The organism is Burkholderia sp. 28_3 (assembly GCF_003253915.1).
GTDB classification, from domain to species: domain Bacteria; phylum Pseudomonadota; class Gammaproteobacteria; order Burkholderiales; family Burkholderiaceae; genus Burkholderia; species Burkholderia cenocepacia.
Window position 1 is genome coordinate 18,215 of sequence record NZ_QKZF01000032.1, and the last position, 26,902, is coordinate 45,116.

Annotated in this window: 23 protein-coding genes and 1 pseudogene; 14 read left to right on the plus strand and 10 right to left on the minus strand. The window is 59.5% G+C overall.

Going from position 1 to position 26,902, the window contains the following annotated elements; all coding sequences use genetic code 11:
* Window positions 1–145: 145 nt before the first annotated feature.
* Entirely contained in the window at window positions 146–1,288 is a 1,143-nt protein-coding gene (locus DFS13_RS36105) for a branched-chain amino acid ABC transporter substrate-binding protein (protein ID WP_039350192.1), read from the plus strand.
* A 437-nt stretch (window positions 1,289–1,725) separates the two neighbouring features.
* On the opposite strand, the gene DFS13_RS36110 is transcribed toward DFS13_RS36105, so the two are convergent.
* Entirely contained in the window at window positions 1,726–2,691 is a 966-nt protein-coding gene (locus DFS13_RS36110; RefSeq protein ID WP_012431175.1) for a hypothetical protein, read from the minus strand.
* A gap of 971 nt (window positions 2,692–3,662) precedes the next feature.
* On the opposite strand from DFS13_RS36110, the gene DFS13_RS36115 reads away from it, so the two are divergent.
* Window positions 3,663–4,211, plus strand: coding sequence for a DUF5943 domain-containing protein (locus DFS13_RS36115; RefSeq protein ID WP_012431176.1), 549 nt, complete (start codon window positions 3,663–3,665; stop codon window positions 4,209–4,211).
* Window positions 4,212–4,259: 48 nt separating this feature from the next.
* Window positions 4,260–5,258, plus strand: a complete 999-nt coding sequence (locus DFS13_RS36120) for a dipeptidase (protein ID WP_012431177.1) — start codon at window positions 4,260–4,262, stop codon at window positions 5,256–5,258.
* Window positions 5,259–5,274: 16 nt separating this feature from the next.
* Here DFS13_RS36120 and DFS13_RS36125 read toward each other — a convergent pair whose 3' ends face one another.
* Window positions 5,275–5,934, minus strand: coding sequence for a TetR/AcrR family transcriptional regulator (locus DFS13_RS36125; RefSeq protein ID WP_012431178.1), 660 nt, complete (start codon window positions 5,932–5,934; stop codon window positions 5,275–5,277).
* A 133-nt stretch (window positions 5,935–6,067) separates the two neighbouring features.
* Between DFS13_RS36125 and DFS13_RS36130 the strand changes: the two genes are divergently transcribed.
* Both DFS13_RS36130 and DFS13_RS36135 read left to right on the plus strand, forming a co-directional pair.
* A complete protein-coding gene (locus tag DFS13_RS36130) occupies window positions 6,068–7,354 on the plus strand; it encodes an MFS transporter (RefSeq protein WP_012431179.1) in 1,287 nt (428 codons plus the stop codon).
* Between the two features lie 273 nt (window positions 7,355–7,627).
* On the plus strand, window positions 7,628–8,314 hold the full coding sequence (locus DFS13_RS36135) for a hypothetical protein (protein WP_012431180.1): 687 nt from the start codon (window positions 7,628–7,630) through the stop codon (window positions 8,312–8,314).
* Between the two features lie 1,017 nt (window positions 8,315–9,331).
* On the opposite strand, the gene DFS13_RS40990 is transcribed toward DFS13_RS36135, so the two are convergent.
* Window positions 9,332–9,457 carry a hypothetical protein gene (locus tag DFS13_RS40990; RefSeq protein WP_257008823.1) on the minus strand — a complete coding sequence of 42 codons (126 nt, stop codon included), beginning with the start codon at window positions 9,455–9,457 and terminating at the stop codon, window positions 9,332–9,334.
* 475 nt (window positions 9,458–9,932) lie between these two features.
* Between DFS13_RS40990 and DFS13_RS36140 the strand changes: the two genes are divergently transcribed.
* The 5 genes from DFS13_RS36140 (at window position 9,933) to DFS13_RS36160 (ending at window position 15,658) form a co-directional block, all read left to right on the plus strand.
* The gene (locus DFS13_RS36140; protein ID WP_039350196.1) at window positions 9,933–11,090 is read left to right on the plus strand and encodes a porin; all 1,158 of its coding nucleotides are present in this window, start codon (window positions 9,933–9,935) and stop codon (window positions 11,088–11,090) included.
* A gap of 248 nt (window positions 11,091–11,338) precedes the next feature.
* Window positions 11,339–12,763: an NAD(P)/FAD-dependent oxidoreductase gene (locus DFS13_RS36145; protein WP_012431182.1), complete on the plus strand. Its 1,425-nt coding sequence runs from the start codon at window positions 11,339–11,341 to the stop codon at window positions 12,761–12,763.
* Window positions 12,764–12,873: 110 nt separating this feature from the next.
* Window positions 12,874–13,908: an ABC transporter substrate-binding protein gene (locus DFS13_RS36150; protein ID WP_021158350.1), complete on the plus strand. Its 1,035-nt coding sequence runs from the start codon at window positions 12,874–12,876 to the stop codon at window positions 13,906–13,908.
* A gap of 29 nt (window positions 13,909–13,937) precedes the next feature.
* The gene (locus DFS13_RS36155) at window positions 13,938–14,741 is read left to right on the plus strand and encodes an ATP-binding cassette domain-containing protein (protein ID WP_106355324.1); all 804 of its coding nucleotides are present in this window, start codon (window positions 13,938–13,940) and stop codon (window positions 14,739–14,741) included.
* On the plus strand, window positions 14,738–15,658 hold the full coding sequence (locus DFS13_RS36160; RefSeq protein WP_012431185.1) for an ABC transporter permease: 921 nt from the start codon (window positions 14,738–14,740) through the stop codon (window positions 15,656–15,658). The genes DFS13_RS36155 and DFS13_RS36160 overlap by 4 nt, the downstream gene beginning before the upstream one ends.
* Window positions 15,659–15,792: 134 nt before the next feature.
* Here the strand turns inward: DFS13_RS36160 and DFS13_RS36165 are convergent, their stop codons facing one another.
* Together DFS13_RS36165 and DFS13_RS36170 are read right to left on the minus strand one after the other, a co-directional pair.
* The gene (locus DFS13_RS36165) at window positions 15,793–16,386 is read right to left on the minus strand and encodes a UbiX family flavin prenyltransferase (protein ID WP_012431186.1); all 594 of its coding nucleotides are present in this window, start codon (window positions 16,384–16,386) and stop codon (window positions 15,793–15,795) included.
* Window positions 16,383–17,726: a UbiD family decarboxylase gene (locus DFS13_RS36170; RefSeq protein WP_012431187.1), complete on the minus strand. Its 1,344-nt coding sequence runs from the start codon at window positions 17,724–17,726 to the stop codon at window positions 16,383–16,385. The genes DFS13_RS36165 and DFS13_RS36170 overlap by 4 nt, the downstream gene beginning before the upstream one ends.
* 196 nt (window positions 17,727–17,922) lie before the next feature.
* Between DFS13_RS36170 and DFS13_RS36175 the strand changes: the two genes are divergently transcribed.
* Both DFS13_RS36175 and DFS13_RS36180 read left to right on the plus strand, forming a co-directional pair.
* The gene (locus DFS13_RS36175) at window positions 17,923–19,077 is read left to right on the plus strand and encodes an AraC family transcriptional regulator (RefSeq protein WP_012431188.1); all 1,155 of its coding nucleotides are present in this window, start codon (window positions 17,923–17,925) and stop codon (window positions 19,075–19,077) included.
* Between the two features lie 172 nt (window positions 19,078–19,249).
* Complete coding sequence (locus tag DFS13_RS36180; protein WP_012431189.1) at window positions 19,250–20,677, plus strand: aldehyde dehydrogenase family protein; 1,428 nt, start codon at window positions 19,250–19,252, stop codon at window positions 20,675–20,677.
* 510 nt (window positions 20,678–21,187) lie between these two features.
* On the opposite strand, the gene DFS13_RS40485 is transcribed toward DFS13_RS36180, so the two are convergent.
* From DFS13_RS40485 to DFS13_RS36190, 3 genes are read right to left on the minus strand one after another with little or no spacing between them, the layout of a single operon-like run.
* Complete coding sequence (locus DFS13_RS40485) at window positions 21,188–21,475, minus strand: hypothetical protein (RefSeq protein ID WP_012431190.1); 288 nt, start codon at window positions 21,473–21,475, stop codon at window positions 21,188–21,190.
* Between the two features lie 17 nt (window positions 21,476–21,492).
* A complete protein-coding gene (locus tag DFS13_RS40995; RefSeq protein ID WP_041758163.1) occupies window positions 21,493–21,846 on the minus strand; it encodes a hypothetical protein in 354 nt (117 codons plus the stop codon).
* A 27-nt stretch (window positions 21,847–21,873) separates the two neighbouring features.
* Window positions 21,874–22,968 carry a LacI family DNA-binding transcriptional regulator gene (locus DFS13_RS36190; protein ID WP_012431191.1) on the minus strand — a complete coding sequence of 365 codons (1,095 nt, stop codon included), beginning with the start codon at window positions 22,966–22,968 and terminating at the stop codon, window positions 21,874–21,876.
* Window positions 22,969–23,120: 152 nt separating this feature from the next.
* Here DFS13_RS36190 and DFS13_RS36195 point away from each other — a divergent pair, with 152 nt between their 5' ends.
* A complete protein-coding gene (locus tag DFS13_RS36195; protein ID WP_012431192.1) occupies window positions 23,121–24,410 on the plus strand; it encodes an ABC transporter substrate-binding protein in 1,290 nt (429 codons plus the stop codon).
* A 101-nt stretch (window positions 24,411–24,511) separates the two neighbouring features.
* Here DFS13_RS36195 and DFS13_RS41000 read toward each other — a convergent pair.
* Window positions 24,512–24,655, minus strand: a pseudogene (locus tag DFS13_RS41000) (esterase); the annotation flags it as partial.
* Window positions 24,656–25,251: 596 nt separating this feature from the next.
* On the minus strand, window positions 25,252–26,316 hold the full coding sequence (locus DFS13_RS36205) for a LysR family transcriptional regulator (protein WP_202945178.1): 1,065 nt from the start codon (window positions 26,314–26,316) through the stop codon (window positions 25,252–25,254).
* A gap of 149 nt (window positions 26,317–26,465) precedes the next feature.
* On the opposite strand from DFS13_RS36205, the gene DFS13_RS36210 reads away from it, so the two are divergent.
* Complete coding sequence (locus tag DFS13_RS36210) at window positions 26,466–26,825, plus strand: heme-binding protein (RefSeq protein WP_212234609.1); 360 nt, start codon at window positions 26,466–26,468, stop codon at window positions 26,823–26,825.
* The last annotated feature ends 77 nt before the right edge of the window (window positions 26,826–26,902 follow it).

The following is a 26,902-nucleotide window of genomic DNA, read 5'->3' on the forward strand; positions in this document are numbered from 1 at the left end:
GACCACTTGAGCGCCAGAAAAGGTGGACGGAACCCATCGTCCGGTTCCGTCAGGCCTGTGGTCTGAAAGCACTTTCTTTACCTTATCTACCGCCAGAGGAGTAGTCGCAATGCAAACGAAGCAAAGACTGACATCGACACAAAGGATGTTTAGCGCTACCGCCGCCGCATATTTCTTTTTGGCAGCCTCGGCTGCAGCCTTTCAGAGTGCTGCCATGGCGGCAGATGAGGTGACGGTCACGGTCGGCGTAGCGGCGCCACTGAGCGGAAATAACGCGGCCTACGGCAAGGATTTGTTAAACGGCGTGCAACTGGCCGTGGACAGTGCCAACGGAAAGAAGCTGACGATCGGTGGCAAATCCGCTCACTTCGTCGTCCTGGCGCAGGACGACCAGGCTGATCCCAAGACCGCTGTCGAAGTCGCGCAGCTGCTCGCGGACAAGAAGGTCGCGGTGGTGATTGGCCACGAAAATTCAGGAACGACGCTTCCGGCTTCCCGCATCTATGCCAACGCCGGAATTCCGATGATTACCCCATCCGCGACGAATCCGACCATTACCTCGCAGGGTTTCAGCAATGTTTTTAGCACCATCGCGACAGATGCCCAGAACGCCGGCAATGCTGGTAAATATGCGGTTGAAGTGACCAAGGCAAAGCGCATCGCAGTCTTGGACGACCGCACGGCGTTCGGTCAGGGTGAGGCAGATGAATTCGTGAAGGCTGTGAAGGCTGCCAATGGGAATGTCGTCGATCGCGAATTCACGACTGACAAGGCGGTTGAATTCAGCGCTCAACTCACACATATCAAGAGCACCAATGCCGATCTCGTATTTGTGGCGACGCTGAATCCGCAGGCGGCGATGATCGTCAAACGCATGAAGCAATTGGGAATCGCTGCCCAGTTTGTCGGCGGAGGTGGGGTCATGGAACCGACATTCCTTTCTCTGGCAGGGGGTTCCGCAGAGGGGGCCATGGCATGGGAGTATGGCGAACCGATCGCATCGCTTCCCGGTGGCGCGGCGTTCCAGTCGAACTACGAGAAGACTTTCCATACGCCGATGCTGACGTATGCTCCATTTGCCTACGACGCCACATGGGCAGCAATTCACGCCATGCAGGCGGCAAACTCGCCAGACCCGACTCAATACCTGGCAAAACTGCATTCGCAAGCGGTCGACGGCATTACCGGTCCGATTGCGTTTAGCGACACCGGCGCGTTGAAGGATCCGTCGAGTACGCTCTACGAAGTAAAGAACGGAAAGTGGACGCCAATCACCACCAAACATTGATCGGTGGGTGAATGTCGACCGGGCTGCCGTTTCCGGCAGCGACGTTCTGGGCTGAGCAAACGCGGCCTGCGACGGGCGCCAGCGGAATCCCTCGTCTACTGGCGCTTGTCGCGTGACGCCTGCTCAAGCACGACGCTTTGTCCGGTCGGGATCAGCCGATCGTGGCGACGCACAAAGTCACACTGAAGTGAAACGCAGCAGAGCCGGTGAGGCATGGGTCAGAAGGGGGCGCTTGTCGCTGCCAGAATGCGGACCGTATCCCTGATACTCATTCGGCAGATGGAGCGAGTGCAATCCCGATCACGTTTCACGCGTATCTATTCAGAACTACGCCGAAAATCATGTGCATCACACGCGACGGCGTCCTTGAGTTTTGCCGGGAAGATGCCTTCCTGTTCCTTTATTTTCAATGCGTCACGTTGCGCTTTGCCGACTAGTTAGGTCAAGTTTGCGAGGGCGTCCATACCAGCCGTAACTCTCAGTGAACAGGCAGCGCCTGCCGCAATCAATACGGCGTCGATGATATCTCGATCGGTCCATCCCTGGCCACGTAACCTCGCGAAGTCGTCGGCAACACTTCGCGCCTTCGATGTGCCCACGGCAACGGCAAATTGAAGCAGGGCATCGTCGCGTTCGGTGCGACTTTGTTGAGTGCCGTTGACGTCATCCGGATATTTTCTGGAGCCGAGGACCGCCTGCCTGATATCAAGTCTTAACTGGGTCGAGATGCCAGAGTTCTGACGCAGCAATTGTGCGGTCACTGCGTTCAACCATGCCATCGTAGCGTCAAGGGGACTGGTGATGCCCGGCCAGTCACTGGGCAGGCCGTCCAGTCTCTGGGTTGGATGGCTACCTGTGGCATTGATCAATGATTCAACGTCTTTGCGAACTTGTAGATAGCCAAATTGCGCAAGACTTTTTCCTGCGATAACGTGCATCGCGTCCGGCGATATGGCGCCAAGTCCGTCAATGACCCGGTTCATAAATGCGGTGAAGGCCGTCACCCGAACGACGTCTTCGCGAGCCGAAGCGGGATGGTTCGATAGCACAGGAGCAGTCAAGGACATGGAGTCGCGCTCAAGTGCGTGAAGAGACGATGCAAAAGCAAGCCGCTCACGCGTTTCGGCGGGAAGATCTGCAGCGCCGATACGATCCCTCGGAACGCTGAATACGGACTCCGGTATGCCCAGTCCGATTGCACAGTGTCGATGAGAGAATGCGCAAAAATGGCAGCCGTCGAGTCCCGACGTGTAGGAATAAATCAGTTCGCGCTCCCCCGGGGACAGAGAGGACGGCCCTCTCATCAGGTGCTGAAAGCAGTCAATGATCGGCAGGGCGAGATCGGGAATTTTCAGGAAAATCTGACGGAGATTTAATTGATCGCCCAACTTCATGTCGTTCATTCCTTCTCCATGGATATGTTGATCGAGATGAGTGCGCAAGGCCAAAACTCATACGACAGCAGAGGGCATTGTTGAACGACAGTCGGTCGCGGCTTCAGCCGTTCATCTGCCGTGAAGCATGGACGCGATCGCAGTGCCCTGCCGGAGCCTTGTCGATGAGAGGCAACAGATGTCGCGAACTCATCACTTTATAGCCGTCCGGTTTTCAGTCGGGTTGCAGGAATAGGGACCACGATCTAGGCAAAGCGACTTTTGCGGTAGCTATTTGCACGAGACAGGCGATTTCATCTGCTGCCGCAGGAGGGTGAGTACTGACCAGCGTACTGTTGCCGGGGGGGCGGGTTGGGCGATGGAAGTGGACGGGTGTCCCTGAAATTTGCGGGATCCTTTGTGGTCGCATATTGATATCGATGCCGCGGTGCGGTTCCGATTCCTGTTTGGGGCGGAAATGGCCTTTTCATGCTCCCGTATCTTCATGGGAGCGCCGGGATTCGTTGATTACACGGCGTATCGGTCGATTTGTCAGGCCGCTTACCGGTTGCATGCCTCGAGCAACAACGCGTTGCGCCGGTCGGGCACCCATGTTCCGTCGTCGTGCGGCTTGCTCCTTTGCCGCTAGCGAAGGGAACAACCTCAAAACGCAGGGGCAGTTCCGCACGGTCAGCCAGTCCCTCCATGCGGACGACGAGGTTTGAATCAGATTTCTCCCGATCTTCTGTCCGGCGCTGCCCCGGCTGGCGTGACCCTGCGTAGTTCAGGCCGCTCTGCCGAGCCAACCCGGTGCAACGCTGCGTGCGCGAGAGCGAGCCGGTCCGTGTCGGCTGGCGCACCGCGGTGCCAGTGCCTGGCAAGCTACAGAGAATGTTGCCGGGCAATGGCCGATCACCTGGCCCGTACATAGGGATCTTCCCAGTACCGTCGCGGAATTTAGCAATTTACATTACACGCATATTGTAAATGAGGGGTCGCGAATGACTAAACTTCCCGTGCCGGTGGATATAGATAACGAATCGGGAGCCTGGATGTCGGAGGGGCAACCGATGATTCTGATCCCCAGGCGTTTCTGGGTGTTTGTTCAGAAACAGGCCGAGGAGCAGTTTGGCCTCGTCGCGACGGCCGAGCTCTTCAACCACGCAACCCGGAAGGGCACGCGCGTCTGGTGCGAGCAGGAAGAGCTTCGGTCAGGGGCATGTCGGGAAGAAGTGCTGAAACGATATTTCGACAGGGTTTCGGCCCGGGGTATGGGGCGATTCGCCATCAAGTCCATCGACGTCGATACGGGCCACCTTGCCGTTGAACTTCACAATTCGATCTACGTTGCCGAGTACGGCAACGTAGGAAGGTGTGTTTGCTATCCGTTTGCCTCCGCAGTGGCGGGTGCGGTGGAGTATCTGGCGGGCGGGTCTACCCTTTCGGGTGCGCAGATATCGGGCCAGGAAGTATGCTGCGAAGCGAATGGACATAGCCATTGTTTATTCGAAGCAGGGCCAGGAAAAAATTTGGAACATTCAATCGGCTAACTGCCGCTCGTGTCCAGCTTGTCTCCATTTTTAACTTAGGAGTACGATGTGTCTAACTTGGATAAGGGGTCTAAAATTGTTCGGGAAAGTATCGTTTGCGACATGACTTTCCCATTTTTTGCTCCAGGAGACCCCGTCAGGCGACTTGCGCTCCCGGGACTTCTCCGCAATGCAGGCCTTACCTACGTATCCTTCACGGTAGTGGATGACGAACCTGATGTTGCGAAGGCGTTCACGGCTCTCGCTGAATGCAGGCGATTCTTCCAGAATCAGGCCGACGTGTGCGTGCTGGTCGAAACTGCGGAAGATATTGTCCTCGCCAAACGCGCGGGAAAATTGGGAGTCGGCTTTCATTTCCAAGGTACGTTGCCAATAGGTCGCAACCTGGATCTTATCGAAGCCTATTACAAACTGGGCATTCGTCACATGCTGCTGGCATATAACCAGAAAAACTTCGTTGCGGACGGCTGTCACGAGATGGGTCAAGGTGGCCTGAGCCGTTTTGGTCGAATGGTTATCGACGAAATGAATCGGGTTGGCATGTTCGTCGACGTCGCGCATACGGGTTACCAGGCAAGCATGGAAGCGATCGAACATTCGAATCGTCCCGTGATATGCAGTCACGGAAATATCTGGGAATTGCACAATCATCCGCGTTGCTATCGCGACGATCAGATCAGGGCGATCGCACGGAGCGGTGGCGTCTTCGGCCTTACCGGGATGAGCATTTTCACGGGCGATGATGAGGCAAGTGCTGCCGGCTTCGCAAGGCAGATTGATTATGTTGTCCAGCTTGCGGGAATCGAGTCCGTTGGTTTCGGTCTGGACTATGTGTTCGACCTGCCTGCGATTACGGCGTTGGCAGCGAAGAACGCCACGCATTGGCCGAAGGATGGAGGTTATACACGGCAGGATATCAAACAGCTCGAGCCTACGTCATTGAATGACGTCGCTGATGAACTGCTGACGATGGGCTACTCTGATTCGGACCTACGTCTGGTGTTCGGAGGAAACTGGTTGCGACTGATGCGGACCGTATGGAAATAAATGTGTTTTGCCCGGGCTATGCGCCCTCGTCAGTATGACCGGTGGCAACTCGGCTAATTGACTCCGCAAGGGCGTTCAGCTGGTCGAGATTTTTGTCGGATGCGTCACCGAACCAGGCGAGGAAGGCTATACCACGCAGACTTGAGAAAACCAACCTCGCGAAGCCGGTTGGGTCAGGGATGCAGGCCTCCAGTTCGGGGAAGGAGAGCAGGAAGCGAGTGGTCATTTCCTTGTCCCACTCGAGCCGCACTTCATTTAGCCTCACGCGCAACGCTTCCGACGCATGCACCCCGAAGTGAAGATGCCACGAAGCGAGGTAACGCTCCGTTCCGTAGATTGACTGCCAGGCCCGCTCGACAAAAGCGTAAGCCCGTTGTCTGACAGGCAGAGTAACGCTGGGCCAAATGTCACCGTCTGGCTTCGACTCTTCGAAGATGAGGTCAATGATTCGGGTGATGAGAATATCCTTTGACCCGTAGTGATGCTGAAGTGCACCGGCTGATACTCCCGCCTCCCGTGCAATCTCCGTCATTGTGGCCTTCTGGAGACCATGTGCCTGGATGACGCGAAGTGCAGCATCCAGGATTTTCCGTTGCGTCTCCTCGCTGCGCGAGGCGTGAGAGCGACGAACGTGCGCAAGTGACGGTCGACTATTTTGCTGCTCGCGGGTAGACATTTACAGTGATACCTGAAGAGGACGGTGCCTGAGTGATTTTATCAGGCATCGCGATGCTACAACGCCTTCTTACCAACAGCCCTTGATGGACGAGGGCGAACAAGGCAGTTGAATACTCTGAATGAGGACAGTCATGGCAGTTGTCGAGGCTAATCGCATATCACCGAAGAACAGTACAACCCGCGCGGTCCTGGCAACTGTCATCGGTAACGCACTTGAATGGTACGACTTCATCATCTACGGCTTCTTCGCGCTGGCGATCTCATCGCACTTCTTCGGAGGCAGTCCTGATGAGACGTTGCTTGCGACCTACGCGACGTTTGCCCTGTCGTTTATCGTTCGCCCGATCGGTGGAATCTTGCTTGGGATGCTCGGTGACCGCGTGGGCCGGCGCTTCACCATGCTGTTGATCATGGCGTCGATGACCATGTCCATGCTCTTGATGGTAGCGACACCGACGTATAAAGCAATAGGCTTTGTAGCTACGCTAGTCGTCATCGTCGCGCGACTGCTTCAATCAGTTTCTGCGGGAGGGGAATTCTCGAGCGCCGCGACATATCTCCTGGAATCTGTCCCGGCTGAGAGACGGGGTTTTTTCAGCGGCCTGTACAGTGCTGGCACCCAGATCGCGACAATCCTTGCAGCACTGTCGGGGCTGTTTATCTCCTACGTCCTGTCGGACGCATCGCGAGACTCCTGGGGGTGGCGTATTCCTTTCGCAGTCGGATTATTGATCGCCCCGGTTGGGCTCTATATCCGACGCCATCTTCCGGAGACGGAGGCCTTCTCGAAATCACAAGCCTCCCGGGTCAAAGGCGGCTTCAAGACGCTGTTTGAGCGGCCGGGGACATTGGTGTTGGCGCTCCTTCTCGCGGGGGCGATCAACTCGGGTGCATATATCCTGCTGGCCTACGCACCGACTTATGTTGTGAAGGTACTGGATCTACCGATGTATGTCTCCTTTTCAGCCCTTCTCGTGAGTGGTGGCATAGGGGCAATTGCGACACCGCTGTTTGGTGCACTTGCTGACCGGGTCGGGGCATACCGGCAATTGCTCGTTGCACTCTTCATCATGGTTGTTACGGTCGCTCCTCTCTATTCCTGGATGAACACCGAACCGACAATGACGAAGCTCTTACTATGTTCCGGCTTCTTCTCCATCATCTATGCTGCGAGTGTTGCAGTCGTTCCGAACGTGATGGCCTACCTGTTTCCCGCCGAATTACGGGCCGCCGGAATGGCACTTACATACAATGTAAGTGCCGCAATCTTCGGCGGGGCCTCCCTGTATTTTGTGACTCTCCTTATCGGAGTTTTCCGTACACCGCTTGTTCCGGCCTTCTATGTGCTAACGGTTTTCGCTTCAACATTCCTTGCAGTGCTTATTGGCCACAGTCGCATTGGCCGGTTCCGCGCGTAAGCCGAGGCGGTACTAAGAACCCTTAAAAAAATGAAGGAAGGGGCTGTTTGGGTCTACCCACCTGGACAGGAAGAAATCTGCGCAAAATACCCGCTCCCGCCTGTTGACTCGTACCAGCCCGTAAGTTTTCATCGTCGCGCCTGATCCGCTGCCCGTTGCCCAAACACCGGATTGACAAAGCGTTCGGCAGGGACTTCAAACCAATGATTTGATGAACTTTCGATTCGCCCGTTATCATTCTTCGTTCGAACGCACTCGGAATAAAAGAAGAACATGGGCAAGAACAAATACATCCGCTTCAAATGGCAGGTGGCACGAATCTGGTCCGTGCATCGCTGCAAGGTGCAGTTCAGTATCGCGCTCAGTTTTGTGATCGGAACGGCTCTTTGGGGCTTCGTCATCGGCGCCCCTTATCAGGGCGCAGCATTTGCGTGGGTTGCGCCCGCAATGACCCTGGGCAGTGTCCTCATATTCGGGAGCTTCGGCGCGTTCGTTGTCTCCGCATGGAGTGTTTTTCATTTTGGCCAACACGCGATGAGCATACAGTGTCGGGTCCATGGAGGAGGACGGCTTTCGATCCACTGGAGCCCGGGGCCGACCTGGTCATGCTCCGGGAGATCGCGGCCGCCGCGGATTCCGTATCGAGCGCTCTTTGAAGAGACCTCGACGTGGATCGCAGTGGCGCGTGACTACGGATTTTGCGAGATCGAACTTAACTCGCCGCTTTGCCTCAAGCAGCCCAAGAACGGCCCGATCATATTGCGCCCGGAATGGACACAGATTATGAATGCAATGGCTGTGCGCGTCGACGCAGTAGGTTTGCAATTCGTCGCTGTCGCGCCGATGGGGGCGTTCAACAGCTGGTTTTATGGATTTTGGTGGCCGGGCGTGCAGCGCCCCGAGTTCCCGGGGAAGCCAGGGCACCTGGCGACGGGCGGGTACACCCTCCTCGTCAATTGACAAGGGCGACGGGCTGACCAGGAAGAGGCAAGCGGTTAGGCGGGGACCTAGTCCTCCGTCGTCCCAAGAGGGCGGCGGGCTGGCCGCCGGTGGTGCGAGTAAATCGAAGTCCAACTGCTTGAGTGGAGTGAGGTCGCGTGCGCGTCTGGCTGCGGTCGCATCGACATGGTGTCGCCGCTTTTCGTCGGCCGTGAAGCGCCAGGAGGATGGCCTCGTCGTCGTGCGTCGGTCAAAGGGGGCATGCAGAAAGCGGACGGGTCGGGAGTCGCTCGTGTCGAAGTACGGCGGCTGTGTGAGGCCATGAGTCTCCTGAAGAGTATCCTCACCATCGCTGATGGCGGCACAGTCCTCGTGCCATCATGGGGGTTACCAGATTGCATGGTCGGGACTCCGGATTCATACCAAGGCGATCGCGTGTAGCGGGCTGATCGTGTTTGGCCCCAGCACTCGGCGGTCGAGCGGTCGCGCATTTCGCAGGCCTGCATTTTGGCAGATCGATCGGCGAATCCGGCAGGTCGCCTTCCCCCGAAATGGATTCGGATGCGATCTTAACGGCTACAGCGGATCAATCAGATAACTATGGGCGTCTGTACTATCCCTTCTCGTTGCGAAACAGCCGGCGTTCATCGATGATGAGGTTCGCCCGCGCGGACCTGCCCACTCTTGAGCCTGCACCTTGTCGCGCTCCTTCCCCTTGATGCGCTCAACAAAGCCGCTTGATGCTGTGAGGACCGGCCCGGACTCGCCGGGACAGCAGTCGCGCGCGACGAGCAACATGATCGCGACGACGGGCGTTCAGTGCGGTGACCTGACAGATACAGATTGGGCGCAAGGTTGATCGGGAGAAACCTCTGTAGCGGTCACACGCCGCGCCCGTAAGGTCGGGCGTGTGCAACCGTTCGCCAGGAGGAAAATCCTGGCGACATCCCAGGCAAGCTGCGTAGAACGGGCATGTGAATGTAACTGCGGCGACCCCGTAGGCTCCATTCGTCGTTCCCGGGTATCTGGTCTCGGCATTCAGCCTGTTCCGTACATAGCCGGCTCGCCTGCCACCATCCGCCTGCAACTATCCTTCATCGACCCTTCACCTTTCCCAGGTTCGGGGATGCGGATGATCGGCTCACCGATGTGGCGCTTCTTCATCGAATTCTCCTTGCCACTACGATAAGACGCACCTGCGTCATTACAGAATTCCTTCACAGATCTGGCGAAATCGCTATGGGGCTGCCGTGGCAGATAAGGGGGAGCCGTTTCGGCTTGGATATGTATAGACCACCTGACGTCTGTCAGAAACCGGTCAGCGAAGCGAGTGGAGGGGCGCGAGGAGAGGCGAGTATCGAGGCGGCAATTCGGCAGAGCACGCGCACAGGTCGTCACGGTAGGGCGGTCATAGGGAAGCGATCCTAAATTAAAGGAAAACGGTTCTATGGTTTTTGGATCGGTTGTCACGCGTGACGGCCGTTTCTAATCTGTTCTCCGACACCCACCTTGTTGCTGGCTGCCGCCCCTCCTGGACCTTCGCGGCATATGGCAACAGACGAAATAGAACGCATCAGCCTCCAAACTCTGCTTTGCCGACAACCTGAAGTACACGAACGAGCCAATAAGGGGAAGAGTCATGCGCAGTATAAGGGTAATCCTGAGTACGTTGATCACAACGGCGGCCGCACTTGTATGCCAGTCTGGCGCTCACGCACAAAGTAGCGTCGATCTGTACGGTGTACTGATGAGTGGTTTCATCTGGACCAACAACGTCGCTGGTGGCAAGAGTGTCAGCCCTGCCGAGGGGCCTAGTCGCTGGGGACTGAAGGGTAACGAGGACCTGGGTGGCGGGACGAAAGCGGTCTTTACCCTGGAAAGCGGTTTTGCGATGAGTAGCGGCCAGTCGTTTCAGGGCGGCCGCCTGTTCGGCCGCCAGGCTTTCGTTGGTCTGTCGAATGATGCGTTGGGAACGTTCACCCTTGGCCGTCAATACGATTTTGCCAACGACTGGCTCGCGCAGAGCAGCGCGGTCTATCGGTGGAACGGGTATTTCGCTCACCCGGGAGACAACGACAATTTCAATTGGCAATTCCGCGTAAACAACGCGGTGAAGTACCAAAGTCCCGTGGTAGGTGGACTGCAGATCGGCGCAATGTATAGCTTCGGTGGCGTAGCTGGCAGCTTCGGAAACGAGAGCGCGATGAGCTTCGGCGCGAAATACGAAAACGGACCCGCAAAGATCCAGGCCGCTTATTTCCATATGAACCATCCTGCGCTCGCGGCATCCGAGGGCAACTGGAATACGATGCTGTTCCCACAGATATCGGCTGCCTCACCAAATGAGGCAAACGCGCTGAACCCGCAGAGCATGGATATCTACGGCATTGGTGGAACGTACCAGATCGGGAAGACCACACTCGGGTTGCTATGGAGTCACAGCGACTACGACAAACTGGGTGATCAGGGTGATGGACTCGCTGACGCGGATGCGCGCTTCGACAACATCGAGGCGAACATCGCATACAACCTGACGCCGCAGGTCCAGTTTGTTGGCGCGTATGCGTACACAATTGGCAAGGTCCATCCGACGGACTTCGCGCCACAGTATCACCAGGTTGACGTCGGCGTAAATTACTTCGTGTCACACCGAACGATCCTTTACCTCGCCGGAATCTATCAACGTGCAGCGGGAGACGCGACATACGCGAATATCGAATGCGCGGGATCCTCGTGTGCAGCGAGCAGCTCCAGGAACCAGGTTTCGGCCCTGGCCGGTATTTTCCATATGTTCTAGAAAGAAGCTCCCTGAACCTGGTGCATTAGTGGCCTCGTGTGTCACCGGGTATATTCGCCAGCGTTTTTTAAGTAGCGACCGTACAAACGGGTTTTATTGAGCGATGAACGAGGTCGATACTTGTACTCCCGGACGCGAGTGGTACAGGTGAAAGCCCGGTGCCTGCATGTGATGCATGCGTTCGATGGACTGCCCGCATCAGATCGGAATGACTTTTGGGAATTGAGATGACCGCAAGCGGATTTTCGATGGACACATCTCTGGATGATCGACCGGCGATGGCGGCGGCAGCGCGCCAGGACGGCAATGGCCCCCGCGTGATTGTGATCGGTTCGGGAATTGCGGGGCTCACAGCTGCCTATCGGCTTGGGCAGGCGGGCATGCATGTAACGGTACTGGAGGCCGCGGAAACGGTTGGCGGTCGCATGGGAGACCGGCGCGAAGGCGATATCGTTTTCAACAGCGGCGCGCGCCTCGTCTACCCGTTCGGCGGTGCGTTCAATCGTCTGGTCGCCGACCTCGCACTTGGCGATGCGCTCGTTCCACTACGCCGTCTGAGCGCGCGCTGTGTGACAACGAAAGGGGACCATCTGATCGAGTTGATGCCGACTGTACGCTCGCTGGCGACGCCGGGGTTGCATCTAGGGGAGCGGGTCGCGATGGTGCGGCATGCGTTACGGATGCGTTCGCAGCGCGACCGCGTTGATCCGGACTGGGCGATCAGTGCGCTTGATGTCGACCCGGAGGCCGACCGGCTGAACCTCGCCGATTACATTCGCAGGGAGATCGGTCCAAATGCGATGTCATACCTGGTTGAACCGGTGTTTCGCGCGACGCGCAGCTTCAATCCTGATGCGTTATCAACCCTGTTCTACCGCACCACCGTGCCGCATCTGATCGGCGAGGATACGGTCCACACCCTTAAAGGTGGTATGGGACAGGTATGCCGGACACTTGCCGGGTTGCTGGACGTGCGGACCGGAACGCGGGTGACTTCCGTCGAGCACCAGCGCGATGGCGATGAGCTTCGTCTCAGGGTCACGCTTGCGAACGGCGACGCCTTGACTGCCGATCACGTGGTCTGCGCGGTCCAGGGCTCACTCGCGCGGGAATTGATCCGCACGCCACAGGCTATAGAGCGCCAGATGCTGGCCAATGTGCACTACAACGCCCTTGGTGTTGTCCACTATGGATTCGCAAAGTCCCTCCCAGCGCAGATGCAATTCGCTTCGCGCGATGTCGGAAGCCGTATCGCAACGTTTCAACAGACGCCGGCTGCGCCCGATCAAGGGCGCCCACTCACGCAGGTGTATTGCCAGCTGGCGCCAGAGGCAGTGGACGAAGCAATCAGGCGCGGCTGCACCGGCGAACTTGACGTGTTGCTGCGCGAAGAGTTACGTGCCCGCATTCCCGACTTCGACCGGCAGGTGGTCGCGGTCGTCAATCAGTGGATACCCCGGATGCTGCCTTTGTTCGCCCCGGGGTACGGGGGGCGCCTGCGCGCCTTCTGGCGTTGGCAGGAGGCGCCTGCGCAGGCCTCCGGGCGGCCTGTCGTGTATTGCGGGGACTGGACATCGCAGGCGCTGCTCACCGGCGCGTGTGCGAGCGGTGAGCGGGCTGCCAGAATTGTGCTGGCCCGGTCACAGGTAGTGTCCGGTCGCGCGCAAAGTTAGGCAAAGCGAACCAGGTTTTAGCGAAACGGCAAAAGCTGGCTGGCGAATAAATTCGTGTTGCCTGTCGGTGCTACAAATCGCCTATCCAATATCGTTACGGGATACACGCAATGAAGAAATCGACCGTTTCCGTTCTTCCGAAGTTTTTGTTGCGCCGCACATTGAGGAACATTCTCATGGTCGGCGTGGCGGCTGTCGCCGGATTGTTTACCGTGATGGCGCCGGTGAGTGCTCAGGGCAGCCAGCCCGTGACGATTGGTATTGCGAACCTGGGGCCGCATCCATCGCTCACAAGGACGATGGTCGGTTTCAAGGCCGAAATGGCGCGTGAAGGTTATGTCGAGGGAAAAAACGTTAACTACGTGTACAGCGACGCAAACTTTACGCAGGCGCTGATGCCCCAGATGTTTTCGCAGATTCTCTCAAAGGATCCGGCGCTGATCCTGACGCTGACAACTTCGGTTTCCGAGGTCGCACTCTCAGCGGTGGCCGATCATCATATCCCGCTCGTTTTCGCGGAGGTTACGGATCCAGTCGCGGCTGGCCTTACGCCAGGCTGGACTCACGGCAGCGATCGCTTTGCTGGTGCATCCGACCTGCAGGACTTCGACGCAGTGTTGGTCTTCGCGAAGAAGCTGCTGCCCGGCGTCAAATCATTCGGCGTACTTTATAACCCCGGAGAAGCTGATGATGTCGCCACGACGCGCGCCCTGCAGGAGGCAGCCAAGCGGGCAGGTCTTGAGTTTCGACCAGTCAGCGTTGACAGTGTCAACGACATCACGCAGCGCGCCCAGCTGCTGAACGGCATCGGCTTTATCTACATTACCGGATCGAATCTCGTGCAGTCAGCGATTCCGGCAGTGGCAGCAGCGATGCAGCGGATGAAAGTACCCGTCATCAGTTCGGAGACGGAATTGATCAAGAAGGACATGGCGGACGCGTCATACGCCGTTTCGTTCGAATCGGTCGGCGCAAACGCGGCACGCGTCGCGGTGCGTGCGCTGAAGGGGGAACCGACATCGACGCTGCCGGTGATGAAGCCTGCAAAATCGGACTATGTCACGTCGATCAGCCGTGGCCAGTTCGCCAAGCTTGGCCTGACCATTCCAAAATCGTTCGAGGGCTGCGGATGCCTGATCAATTGAAGGGGCGACGCTCCGCCCGGGTGACAATGATGCGTGAAAAGGACACCTCGCTCCTGTCTGTCGAGCGGGTCAGCAAGACGTTCCATGCCGGCACGGTCGACGAGCGGGTTGCGTTGACGGATGTGTCGCTCAAGCTACTGCCCGGAGATTTCGCGGTGGTAGTCGGGGGCAACGGCGCTGGCAAATCGACCTTCCTGAATATGCTCGCAGGCGAAGTTATCTCCGATACGGGTGTGATTTCGATCGACGGCCGTGTCATTACCACGTTGCCGACGCACCGGCGGGCGAAGTACATCTCGCGGGTGTTTCAGGACCCGTCGATTGGTACCGCAGCCGCGTTGAGCCTGGAGGAGAATCTCGCTGTCGCGAACCAGCGTGGACTGGCGCGTGGTTTCGGCCGTGGGCTCACGCATGCGCAAGCGGAGGCGTTCCGGGAGCGGATTGCGTCGTTCGGACTTGGCCTTGAGAAGCGCATGAAGGCGCAGGCGTCACTGCTGTCCGGTGGCCAGCGGCAGGCGCTCTCGCTGCTGATGGCGGTCCTGCAACGGCCAATGCTGCTTCTGCTGGACGAGCACACCGCCGCCCTCGACCCGCGTACGGCGGAGATCGTGATGCGGGTGACGGAGCAGGTCGTGCGCGAAGCGCAGCTGACAACGCTGATGGTCACGCACAACATGCATCACGCGATTGACTACGGCAATCGCCTGATCATGATGCGCGACGGTCGGATCGTCGGCGATCTGACCGGGGAGGCAAAGCGCGCGATGACGATGGAACGCCTGATGGCGACCTTCAACGATGAGCCGCCGATGGCGCAAACGGTGAACGCATGAATCTGATCAATGGATTTATCGGACTTTTCCCGGTCGGGATGATGCAGGGCTTGACCTACGCGCTGATCGCGCTCGCGATCATGATCCCGTTCCGGATTATCAACTTTGCGGACATGACGGCGGAGGGCTCGTTCCCGTTCGGCGCCTGCGTGTGCGCGAAGCTGCTGATGATGGGCTTCAATCCCGTGATTGGTCTGCTCGGCGGCACGCTCGCGGGATTCGCGGCCGGGCTGCTCACCGCCTATATTCACGAGAAGGCGAAGATCAATACGTTGCTGTGCGGCATTCTCGTACTCTCCATGCTGTACTCGGTGAACATCCGCGTGATGGGGCAGCCGAATTCGGCGCTGTTCGCGTATGCGAGCGTATTCTCATGGCTGCCGGCCGCAGGTGGCGGCTACCTGTCTCGCATCCTCATGCTTGGCGCGACGGATACCGTAATCGGTGCGGGCGTACTCTGGTTCCTCGGCACGCAGCACGGCATGGCGATGCGCGCGATCGGCTCGAGTCCGTCCATGGCCAAGGCGCAGGGCATCAACGTGAAGGTCTATACGCTGGTCGGTCTCGGTCTCGCGAATCTGTTCGCGGCGCTTGGTGGCGCGCTGCTCGCCCAGAACCAGGGCTTTGCCGACGTGAATATGGGCTTCGGCGTACTGGTCAACGGCCTCGCAGCGCTGCTGCTCGGCGAGGCGATCGTCGGCAACCGCTCGATGCTGCGTCAGGTGCTTGCGCCTGTCCTGGGATCGATCGTCTACTTCCAGATGATCTCGGTCGTACTCGTGATCGGCTTCCAGCCTTCGGACCTGAAGCTCGTTACATCGCTATTCGTTCTCGGCACGCTGCTGACGATGGCGCAGCGCAAGAAGCGCGGTGCAAACCGCCGGAAGGCTGCCACAGCGAAGATGCAGGCGGGCTGACGATACACGCAGTCTGGTTGTGCCTGACCGGGAAAGCCCGACGTTGCGCAGAAGCCGCAACGCCGGGCTTTTTGGCGTTGGCTGGCAACGCGATGGGGTGCCGGCCTGCCGTCCCGGGCGGACGGCAAGAGCGGCTAATACGCTGCGCCCAACCCCTGCCAGCGCCGCATGGCCGCCGGAGGCTCGACGTGCAACTGGTCGAGTACGCGCATGACCGTATAGTCGACCATCGCGTCAAGACTATCGGGCTTCGCGTAGAACGCGGGCAACGGCGGCATCACCGTCGCGCCCATTTCGGCCGCGAGTGTCATGTTGCGCAGATGCGCGAGCGTGAGCGGAGTTTCGCGCGCGAGCAGCACGAGCCTGCGGTTCTCTTTTAACGTGACGCTCGCGGCGCGGGAAATGAGGTTGTCGTCGAAGCCGTGCGCCACGGCCGCGAGCGTTTTCATGGAGCATGGTGCGATTACCATGCCGTCGTGCTGGAACGAGCCGCTGGCGATGCTCGCGCCCACTTCGTTCTGGTCGTAATAGACGCTCGCCGCATCGCGCAGCGCGTTGCGTTCAAGTCCGGTTTCGTCGAGTAGCGTCATCCAGCCCGCGCGCGACACGATGAGATGCGTCGTCACTGTGCAGTGGCGCAGCATCTCAAGCAGCCGCACGCCGTACACGGCGCCCGTCGCGCCCGTAATCGCGACCACGACGCGCTTTTTTTGCACGATGCCGGTCATGTCGCCGCCCGCGCGGAGAAATGCGGCAGGTAGTCGTCGAGCACGATCTGCCCGGCTCCGGGAATGGTCTTGCGTTCGAACTCCGCTTCGCGGCCCCACGGACGTGTGGCGTCGATCGCGAGACGGCCCCAATGGTCCTTGTGCGCATCGCGATAGAAGCCCGGCACGTCATGGATTACCATCGTGCGCGTATCGGCGCGTCCGCGCGTGAGAAACGCCCAGATCACGTCTTCCATGTTGTAGATGTCAACGTCCTTGTCCACGACAATGACGAGCTTGTTGTAGTCGAGGTGCGAGCCGAGCGCGGCCAGCAGCGCGTGCTGCGCGTGGCCTTCGTATTGCTTGTCGAGCTTGATGACTGTATTCATGACGGTGGGGCGGCAGCTCACGTCGAGTACACCACGCACCTGGCTCGAAATGGCCTTGTAGATACGCGCGGCGGTGGCGGCCTCGAGCGGGCGAAGATCCTCGTGCGATCCGCAGATCAGGCCTTGAAAGACTGCGCCCTCGCGCCAGCCGACGTGGGTGATTTCGAACACATGGTTGTCGCCCACTTCGACGTAGTAGCCCATGAATTCGCCGAATGGACCTTCGGGCCGGCGCATATTGGGCAAAATGCGCCCTTCGATCACAATCTCTGCTGAGACTGGCACGTCCAGATCGATCGTGCGCGCCGGGCGCATCGCGATCGGGCCGCCGCGCATGGCCGCCGCAAGCGCAAGCTCGTTGCCGTCGGGCGGCAGCGACACGCATGCGCTCATGAATATTTCCGGGTCGGCGCCGATCAGGATGGCTGCTTCGAGTGGTTCGTTACGCGCTTCGGCCTGCTGCTGGAAGCGCGCGAGATCGTGTGTACTGCCGAGCCGGATGCGCAGTTCGTCGTCTGAAATGACCATCGAGCGATGGAACGAGAGATTCGCACGCCCGCTGGCGGGGTCCTTCGCGAGAAACACGCCGGCTGTAATGTACGGCGCGCCATCCCGCGCGTGATAAGTGGGGATCGGCAGGTCGGAGAGCTTGCCCGTGACCCAGTCGGTAGGCGCCGCGACGCGCTCGGTCGGCGTCTCGAGCGTCGCAGCGAGAGAGATTTCGCGATCGAGCCGTGCGCAGAACGTTTCGTCGGCCTCACAACGGATGATCTCACGCAGTCGCTCGTGGTCTGTGTACAGATTCATCAACACGGGCAGAGAGCTGCCACGCACGTTTGTGAAGAGCACCGGCTTTGTCGTTTCGTCCTGCAGCCGCCGCGCGACCGCAGCAATCTCGTAGCGCGGATCGACCTCGCGCTTGACGGTCAGCAGTTCGCCACGCGAGCGCAGGCGGGAAAGATAGTGTCTCATCGTCTCACGATGTCCAATGAAAAAGGGCGGAATTTGGGTGCCGCGCCGTGCCAAGCCGGCGAGCGATGCTTGCGTTATACCCGTGCCGATGTGGCGAGACTTTGTCGATTGGGGCGGTGAATTAGGAAAAGCGGTTTTTTCATGTGAGTCCGCTGCCGGCTGCACGTTGCGTGCCGTCCGGGGGAGCGGATAATGCATGCTGGATGTTTGCCTCTTTCCGGAACCCAATATGCCGACTTCGCTATCCGGTCTGTTCCGCACCACGCTCGCCGGACCCGAGTCACGCCTCACGGAGGCATTTGACAATCTGCGTACCCGGCTCGACTGCGTCAGCGTGCCCGAGTTCGGACTATATGGGGCCTCGGTGCCGGTTCCGGGCGACGCGGAAGAGGGCGTGTGGCGTATGGCCAGCATTCGCGACGAGATCTTTCTGGTGATTTCCGACTGCAACTACGCGCACAGCCGCTCCGAGAGTGTTTTGCCGGAGTCGTTCGTGGAATTTCACTTTTCACTATCCGGCCCGGCAAGCGTCGATTTTTCTGATACCGGTACGCTGCAGGTGAATGCCCCCAACCTGCTCGTATGCCGGCAGGGTGCAGACGTGCGCTACACGGTCACCTGTGGGCCAGGCCCATGGCAATCGGTCGGACTCTACGTGACGCAGCGTTATTTCGACCGGTTGCTGGGTGCGGTTGGCAACGAGGCTGACCGCATTCGCGGCGAGCTCGCAGGGGTCGGATTTGACCAGATTTACAACCGGCAGATGCCGTTTAGCGTAGACGCCCTGAACATCGTCGAGCAACTGCTGGATTCCCGCTATCGCGGTGCGCGTCAGATGCTCTATCTGGAAGGCAAGTGTACGGAGATACTGTGCGCATGCATCGAGATGTGGCTCGCGCACGCGCGCGCCGACAACCCCGGCGAGACGCTATCAGCGCGCGACCTGCGGCTGATTGAGCAGGCGCGGGAGATGATCGTCGGCGACCTGCGTCTTGCGCCCACGATTCCCGAACTGGCGCGCGCGGTAGGGACCAATGCTTCGAAGCTCAAGCGTGGATTCAAGTTCCTCTATGGGATGACGATTTTCGAGTATGGTCATCGCTGCCGGATGGATCGTGCGCTTCGGCTTCTGGTAGGCGAACGGCAGCCGGTGGGACAGGTGGCATTGGCGGTCGGCTATCAGCATCAGACCAGCTTTACCGCGGCTTTCCGTGACTACTTTGGCTTCGCACCAAAGGACGCCCGCCGCCTGGCGAGTCCCGTCGTATCGGGGCCATCCCGCGTGGTTCAGCATGCCGACGAGCGATCTGCGATCGATGCTGCCAAGTCTGCGCCGTCGGATCAGACATGAAGCCATCACGCTTTTGCTATTTGCGTTACGCACTTTGATATAGGAAATCGGCTGTATTGCCGTAGCGCGCGTATTCCCTCCTTTTTCCCGTTGTTAGCATGAACCGACATCGCACAACGTCACGTGGCGGGCGCGTGGGCGGCCGACACATATGCAAAGGAAGGAAACTACGATGACCTCTATTGCAGTACGCAATCCTCGCACCGGCGAGTTCGACTACGAAATCAGGAGCATGGATGCCGCGGAGATTGGCGCGGCGGTCGCCGTCGCGCGCGCAGCGCAGCGCGCGTGGGAGGCCGGCGGGTTGCCGCACCGCATCGCGGCACTGCTGGAATGGGCCGCGCAGCTTGAGGCGCATGGCAACGACATCGTTACCGCACTGTCGATTGACACTGCGCGCCATCGCATCTCTGCCGAAGAACTGGGGGCTGTAATCCACTTTATCCATGGTTTCTGCGAGCATGCGCCGAACGTACTCGCGACGCCGTTTCGCAAGCTCGACGCGCATCCGGATATCGTGTTCAAGGTTACCTATCCCGCTTACCCCGTCGTTGGTGTGATCAGCCCGTGGAATTTTCCGCTGGTGCTGTCATTCATCGATGCGATTCCAGCGCTGGTGGCGGGCGCGTCCGTAGTGATCAAGCCGAGCGAAATCACGCCGCGCTTCATCGAGCCGCTGCGCCGCTCGATCGAAGCCGTGCCCGCGCTGCGCGGCGTGCTCACACTCGTGAGCGGCGGGGCGGAAACCGGGGCAGCACTTGTCGCACAGTCGGATGCGGTGGTGTTCACCGGCAGCGTTCCAACCGGGAAAAAGATCGCGAGCGTGGCGGCGCAGGCGTTTATCCCCGCTTTCCTCGAGCTCGGCGGCAAGGACGCTGCTGTGGTGCTCGCAGGAGCCGACGTGAAGCGCGCGGCCACCGCCATCCTGCGCAGTGCACTCTACAACTCCGGGCAGGTCTGCTACGCGATCGAGCGTGTCTATGCGGACGAATCGCTATACGACGCGCTCGTCGACGAACTCTGCACACAGGCCGGGAATTTGCGGCGTAGCCTGGTGATGGGCGACGGCGGCCACTATGGTCCGATGATCTTCGAGCGGCAGGCATCCATCATCGACGCGCAACTGCAGGATGCGCTCGACAAGGGGGCGTCGATCAAGCTCGGCGGCAAGAGCGAAACGGTGGATGGCGCCGTGTGGATCGATCCGACCATTGTCGCGAACGTCGATCACAGCATGAAGCTGATGACGGAAGAGACGTTCGGACCGATCGTACCCGTCATGCGCTTTTCCTGCGATGCGCAGGCCGAGCAGTTGATGAACGATTCGATCTACGGACTAAGCGGCGCGGTGTTCGGCCCCGACACGCATACCGCCGGAGATTTCGCGACGAAGATGGAGGCGGGCGGCGTCAGCATTAACGATACCGAGCTGCCGCGCGTGATGATGTTCGACGGCGAGAAGACCGCGTTCAAGCAATCGGGGATGGGTGGCTCACGGTATGGCGCGACGAGCATCATGCGCTACGTTCGCAAGCGTGCGCTACTTGCGAACGAAGGAGCGATTGCGGGTCTCGACAAGCTTGCGGAAACAGCTGGGTGAGGCGCTTCGTCACAGTTTTCCCAATCTTCGATGGCTACACGGTGCCCTGTTGTGAAGCGTAGCTGAGACATGGGGCAGGGGTGAGTTCGTTTGTTGCCGGAAGAATGCAGACCATATCCCGGAACCCGTCGACAGGTGAGGCGATCGCAGTCGCGATCGCGTACTACGCGCGTACAGATTCCGGGGTTCGTCCAAGCTCAGGTGTCGAGACGCACCGCATGGTGGCCACAATCGTGTCCTTGTTGACGTCCAGTCCTGCACGGTGGGGATGGAGGATGTCCGTGGAAACTCCTGCCGGACGATAGGTGGCAGGAGTCCTCGTTCTCGATTCGGGGAAGACCTCGCCCGTGGTCAAAATTCGGGGTGCACGCAGGACTGCGGGTCCAATCAGGCTACGGGCTCGGGGCACCAGGCAAGAACCGAACTCGATCACCGCCGCGTTTCCATACTACGCTTTGGCCACCTTAAACCGCTTTCATCCCCCGGGGGCCCGCCCGATGGCCAACTAGATCAGTCATGGCCCTGCGAGAACACATGAAACGGCAAAGCGTCATGCATCGTCGTATGAGTCTCAGCAGGCGCTGCGGAACCCTGTGTCACGCTCTTGGACACGTAACTCTGCTGGAGACCGTCTGCCGTTGAGACGTGTTTCAGTGTTAGAAGCGCACCGCCGAACACGAGCAAGCCAATAGCGCCTGCCGCAAGTTGGTTCTTTCCAGCCCAAGTCATGAAAGCGGGAGACCTTCGTGCGATTAAGACAAACGCAACGAGCAAACAAATCACAAAGATAATGGTCATTTCGCTCTTCCGAATTCTCACATAAGACCGTGTTCGCGAATCAGGGCAAGGGCATATACTTCGATACCCTCTGGGGTTCCGCCCTGTCTGAGCAAGCTGCGAACCGCCCCAGTTGCACCGTCCTCCTGGCGCAGCAGCGCGGCAACCGCGCAGAAATAGCCACCGCGAAAGCCCGTATCCGCTGCCGGCGTCGATATAGCAACGGCTTTGCGCGAGCACTCGACGCATCGAATCTCAACCGGCAACGCCATGAATTCAGCCAGCGGCACGAATTTCGCGTACGTGCCCGGGCGCGATGTATAACGGCAGCGCGACCGCCCCCCGCAGTCAGAGGCGAGATGCACGCGCTTCGTCTTCTTGACGGGCTTCAAAGGCAATCCATAGACACATCCGTTTTCCTAGGCACTTTCCCGCGGCGTGAGCGTGAACCGCAGATCGATGCAACTCCTCTCGGGAGGGTGTCCGTCCAGTATCTGCAACAACAGTCGCGCGGCCTCGAAGCCGATCTGGTAGCGTGGCGTCGTGACGGTCGTCAGCGACGGGGTCGACCATGCGGAAGGCGGCAGATCGTTGAATCCCGCGATCGCAATCCGGCCCGGTACAGAAATGCCGCGCCGCTGGCACTCGAAGAGTGCGCCGAGCGCGAGATCGTCGTTGCAGCAGAAAATTGCGTCGCATGCGGGAGCATGCGACAGCATCTGCGCGAGCAGCTTCGAGCCGAGCCCGACACTCGACGGTTCGTCAGTCAGTATCTCGACATCGGGGTCGAGACCCGCCTCGCGCAGCGCGCGGCGAAAGCCGGCACGACGCTGCATGGTGCGCGGGTCCAGCTGCGCCGCGACGAATCCCGGACACTGGTAGCCGCGTTCGAGCAGATACTTCGTGAGGGTGAAGCCCGCGCGCTGCTGCGAAAAACCCACCGACCATTCGCCGGGAGTGCGGCTCAGATCGTACATATGAACCACGGGCACACGTGCCGCAGCCAGGCGTTGGCGGATGGCTTCAGAGCCGTCGATGCCGGTGACGAGAAAGCCGTCGGGTGCGTGCGAGAGATAGGTCGAGACAAGTTCCGCCTGCTTCCCGGAAGAATAACCAGTATTGCCAATTAAAATCTGATAACCAGCCGGCCCCAGGCAATCCTGGATGCCGGCGAGCGTATCGACAAAAACCGTATTCGACAAGGATGGTACCAGCACGGCCACGACGTGTGAGCGCGACGTGGCGAGCGTGCGTGCCGCATGGTTGGGGACATAGCCGAGTTCAGTGACGGCCGCTTCCACACGGGCACGCGCTTCGGGCGACAACTGCGCCGGATCCTTCAGGGCACGCGATACTGTCATTGTGCTGACTTGTGCGAGATCCGCGACGTCGGCGATCGTCGCGCGTCCGCTTAGCCTGCGGCGCGTGGGTTCATGAGGTGTCGCGGTCGTGGCGTTGCCTGGGCTCGGATGGGTTCGGGGCTGTCTTGCCGCGCGAGTCGGTTTGTCTTTCATCACGCGAGTATCACCTCGCCTGTGCCGGATGGAAAGCCCAGGAAAGCGCGGGATTGGGGCAGGGTTCATCCCGATAGGGCGCCGTTGTCTGTTATCGCTAACATCCGCGTGGGGCAACATGAAAAACACGACAATGCAAGGAGACAAGCCAGATGCGAACCCAACGAGGCAACCTGCCCAAACCGGCCGGCCGGACCGCAAAGCTCACGGTCTACGCGCTCGGCGTCGCGGCGGTCCTTGCCTGCGGGGCGGCGCGCTCCGCGGAGGTCGAGGTGTTGCACTACTGGACGTCCGGTGGCGAAGCAAAATCGGCCCAGGTCCTCAAGCAGATGCTTGATGAAAAAGGCGATACCTGGAAGGATTTCGCCGTTGCCGGCGGTGGCGGAGGAAACGCGATGACCGCGCTCAAGACGCGCGTGATCGCAGGCAATCCGCCCGCTGCAGCCCAGATCAAGGGGCCCGCCATTCAGGAGTGGGGAGACGAAGGCGTGCTCGTGTCGATCAACGACGTGGCGAAGCGCGAAGGCTGGGACAAGCTGATTCCGCCGCAGATTTCGGGCATCATGAAGTACAAGGGACAATATGTAGCGGCGCCGGTCAACGTGCATCGTGTCAACAGGCTATGGATCAATGCGGACGCGCTGAAGAAGGTGAACGCGCAGCCGCCCGCCACGTGGGACGAGTTCTTCCGGACTGCCGAAGCACTGCAGAAAGCGGGCATCACGCCGGTCGCGATCGGTGGCCAGCAATGGCAGGACGCCGAAACCTTCGAGACCGTGGCGCTCGGTGTGGGCGGTGCGGCCTTTTACGAGAAGGCGTTCGTGCAACTCGATCAGTCGACCCTCAGGGGGCCGACCATGGTCAAGGCGCTCGAAACGTTCAAGAAAATCAAGGCCTATACCGACAAGGCTCAGACGGGGCGCGACTGGAATCTGGCGACCGGCATGGTGATCTCCGGTAAGGCGGCGATGCAGTTCATGGGGGACTGGGCCAAGGGCGAGTTCAGCGTAGCCGGGAAGGTGCCGGGCAAGGACTATCTGTGCGTACCAGCTCCCGGTTCGCAAAACGCCTATACGTTCAACGTCGACAGCTTCGCGTTCTTCAAGGTCAGGAGCGCGGATGTCGAGAAGGGGCAGAAGGATCTCGCGAGCCTGCTTCTTAGCCCGAAGTTCCAGGAGATATTCAACCTCAACAAGGGCTCGATTCCCGTGCGGCAAGGCATGGATCTGTCGAAGTTCGACACCTGTGCGCAGCGTTCCGCTGCCGATTTCACCAGCGCGCAGGCGAAGGGAACGCTGGTGCCGTCGTGGGCGCATGACATGGTCGATACGCCGGCGGTGGAAGGTGCCTTTTACGACGTGATCGGCAACTTCTGGAACGACGACAACGAAAGCGCGCAGCAAGCCGCGGACAAGCTCGCCGTTGCGGCAAAAACTCGCTGAAGTGGTGGCACTGAATGGCCTGGATGACGGCACATCGTTCCCGGGCTGTTCGACGGGCGGGCGTCCTCCAGGAAGCATTTCCGTGGCTGCGAGCATGCGCCGGCAAGCGTGCGCGAGCCCCTGAACAAACCGATATGCAATCCCGGGACCGTTCGGCTGATGATTTGCCTGGCAGGGGTTCCCAGATACGTGCGCGCGTCGAGCACCTGTTCGGGCGTCCTGATCTCGCCCGATTCGCCCGCGACGCCGTTGCGAAACCGACTCCTTGTCGACGCACACATGATCTGCGCGTGTTGCGCACCCCCAGCCCCTCGACGCCAACATCCAAGCCTGGTACAGGCTAAGTACATCCGAAGCAGTGCGCGCGCGGAATGCAGATGCGTGCGCCTTGAATCCGCGATGCAAGGCTACCGTTCGTGTAACCCGATGCGGCGAGCTCGCCGGAGATCGCTGCTTGGATGATGCGTCGACTGTATGCGAACTGGAAGTGCCCCTGCTGTTGAAGAAGGGGGTGTCGACCAGGTCGGGGTCGAGCGAACTTCAGATAAGCGCACGCACTATCGAAAATCACCTCCTGTCGATCTATCGAAAGGCCTGCGTAGCCATGGCGCTATTTCTTTCTCTTATCTAATCGATTAGACCGTGCAGGGCGCCTATGATGGCAGCGCAAAACAATGCCGCTTTCAGCTAGTGAAAAGCATGGCGGATGCCTGAGTCGTAAATTTGCCAGCCATGCGCCAAAGATCTGTGTCGCAGTGGCTTCAGGCAACTCGCCAAGTCAACCAGACCGGTCGTGAGGTCGGCTGGTTAGCGTGGAGTGCGCGAGCTCCAGAGCGCAGTTTCAAGTCCTTCGTGGGAGCCTCACTCCGCCATCCATGTCGGCAAACAGTGACACAAGGCCCTCAACGAACAGCGCAACCTTGCGGGACTTGTTGCGACTGACGGGATGGATGGCATAGAAGCTTGCAGGTTCGGGCTCGAAGGCGTCGAGCACCGTCACCAGTCGCCTCGCCGCGAGATGTTCCGAAACTTCCCACCAGGATTTCTGGACAAGCCCCAGACCAGCGACCGCCCAGGCAACCGGCAACGCGGAATTGGTCGATGCAAGTGAGCCCGTCACTCGTAGCTTCCTGGCTGCTGGACCCCGTCCAAAACGCCACTCCGCATGAAGATGGGATTGCGTGTTGAACACCAGGCAACGATGCGCTGCAAGTTCGTCAGGGTGGCGGGGCGTGCCGTGGTCATCCAGGTACGCCGGACTCGCAACGACCACGCGCCGGGTGTCGAACAGGTGATGCCCGATCAGGTTCGCGTCGATGGCGGGGCCGCCCCGGATCGCGATGTCGATGCCTTGCGCGACGATGTCAGCAAAGTGGTCATCCAGCGTCAGCTGGGTCGCCATATCGGGATAGCTCGCCGCAAACCGTCCGACGAACGGAGCAATCCAGCGGAGTCCTAGCGGGTTCGGTGCCGTGACGTGAAGTGTGCCTCGCACGGCAGTCGCGCTCTCGACAATTCGGCTTTCCAGCGTCCTCACGTCGTTGATGATGCGGCTGGCCTCCTGAAAGTAATCTTCGCCCGCCTCGGTCAACGATTGGCGGCGCGTGGTCCTTAGCAGCAGCGGCACCCCGAGACGCTTTTCCAGACCGGCCACACGATCGGCTACGACGGAGGATGCCAGGCTGAGGCTACGCGCTGCTGCAGAGAAACCGCCTTGCCGCACCACTTCGACGAAGATCTCCATTTCAGTGACAGCATGCATCGATTTAATGGACTTTCCGGAAGCTCTTTCCGGAATTACACCATTTATCGATATGCAAAGCGAGTGGAAGATTATTGCGATGCAGCATTGCGGCATGCCCTCTTCCTGCTTTCCATATCTTGTGAGTGCGCTGACATGAGTCATCTCAGAAAGCTCTATTCCACTGCCGCTTCGGCCGCGGTCCTGCTCGCGGCTGCGGGCCCTGCTGCACACGCGGCGGGCACCAACCTGGTCACGACGCAAAAGCTTCGCTGGCAAACAGCCGAGGTGCTCGCCAGCGAAGCAGTACGGGTGTGCGCCAGCCGTGGCTATTCGGTTACGGCGACCGTCTCGATCCTTCGGGCCACCAGCAAGCGGTCATCAAGGGCGATTCGGTGCCGCTGCAATCGCTTTCCGTGTCCTATCGCAAGGCCTATACGGCTTATGCCTATGGCCTGGCTTTCAACAAGGACTCCACCAGTGAGCTGATCGCGGCGAAGGTAGCCGGCCCGCTCGACGGCGGCGTGCTGGCAACGGAACCAGAAGTGATCTTCATCCCCGGCGGCGTGACCCTACGTACGGCTGATCGCACCGTGATTGGCGGTATCGGCGTGTCTGGTGCCCCGGGGGGCGACAAGGACGAAGCGTGCGCGCAGTGTCGCGGGGCGGCGTAAAGGAGCCGGGGATGGGCGGCGTAATGGCGCCAGCAGAACCGGGGGTAAAACGCGGATTCGAACGGTTTCAAGGTTGC

Excerpts from the sequence above, each read along its gene's own strand:
- DFS13_RS36105 (WP_039350192.1), top strand. The coding sequence starts at position 146 with ATGTTTAGCGCTACCGCCGCCGCATATTTCTTTTTGGCAGCCTCGGCT.
- DFS13_RS36110 (WP_012431175.1), bottom strand. The coding sequence starts at position 2,691 with ATGAACGACATGAAGTTGGGCGATCAATTAAATCTCCGTCAGATTTTC.
- DFS13_RS36115 (WP_012431176.1), top strand. The coding sequence starts at position 3,663 with ATGACTAAACTTCCCGTGCCGGTGGATATAGATAACGAATCGGGAGCC.
- DFS13_RS36125 (WP_012431178.1), bottom strand. The coding sequence starts at position 5,934 with ATGTCTACCCGCGAGCAGCAAAATAGTCGACCGTCACTTGCGCACGTT.
- DFS13_RS36130 (WP_012431179.1), top strand. The coding sequence starts at position 6,068 with ATGGCAGTTGTCGAGGCTAATCGCATATCACCGAAGAACAGTACAACC.
- DFS13_RS36135 (WP_012431180.1), top strand. The coding sequence starts at position 7,628 with ATGGGCAAGAACAAATACATCCGCTTCAAATGGCAGGTGGCACGAATC.
- DFS13_RS40990 (WP_257008823.1), bottom strand. The coding sequence starts at position 9,457 with ATGAAGAAGCGCCACATCGGTGAGCCGATCATCCGCATCCCCGAACCT.
- DFS13_RS36140 (WP_039350196.1), top strand. The coding sequence starts at position 9,933 with ATGCGCAGTATAAGGGTAATCCTGAGTACGTTGATCACAACGGCGGCC.
- DFS13_RS36145 (WP_012431182.1), top strand. The coding sequence starts at position 11,339 with ATGGACACATCTCTGGATGATCGACCGGCGATGGCGGCGGCAGCGCGC.
- DFS13_RS36150 (WP_021158350.1), top strand. The coding sequence starts at position 12,874 with ATGAAGAAATCGACCGTTTCCGTTCTTCCGAAGTTTTTGTTGCGCCGC.
- DFS13_RS36155 (WP_106355324.1), top strand. The coding sequence starts at position 13,938 with ATGCGTGAAAAGGACACCTCGCTCCTGTCTGTCGAGCGGGTCAGCAAG.
- DFS13_RS36160 (WP_012431185.1), top strand. The coding sequence starts at position 14,738 with ATGAATCTGATCAATGGATTTATCGGACTTTTCCCGGTCGGGATGATG.
- DFS13_RS36165 (WP_012431186.1), bottom strand. The coding sequence starts at position 16,386 with ATGACCGGCATCGTGCAAAAAAAGCGCGTCGTGGTCGCGATTACGGGC.
- DFS13_RS36170 (WP_012431187.1), bottom strand. The coding sequence starts at position 17,726 with ATGAGACACTATCTTTCCCGCCTGCGCTCGCGTGGCGAACTGCTGACC.
- DFS13_RS36175 (WP_012431188.1), top strand. The coding sequence starts at position 17,923 with ATGCTGGATGTTTGCCTCTTTCCGGAACCCAATATGCCGACTTCGCTA.
- DFS13_RS36180 (WP_012431189.1), top strand. The coding sequence starts at position 19,250 with ATGACCTCTATTGCAGTACGCAATCCTCGCACCGGCGAGTTCGACTAC.
- DFS13_RS40485 (WP_012431190.1), bottom strand. The coding sequence starts at position 21,475 with ATGACCATTATCTTTGTGATTTGTTTGCTCGTTGCGTTTGTCTTAATC.
- DFS13_RS36190 (WP_012431191.1), bottom strand. The coding sequence starts at position 22,968 with ATGAAAGACAAACCGACTCGCGCGGCAAGACAGCCCCGAACCCATCCG.
- DFS13_RS36195 (WP_012431192.1), top strand. The coding sequence starts at position 23,121 with ATGCGAACCCAACGAGGCAACCTGCCCAAACCGGCCGGCCGGACCGCA.
- DFS13_RS36205 (WP_202945178.1), bottom strand. The coding sequence starts at position 26,316 with ATGACTCATGTCAGCGCACTCACAAGATATGGAAAGCAGGAAGAGGGC.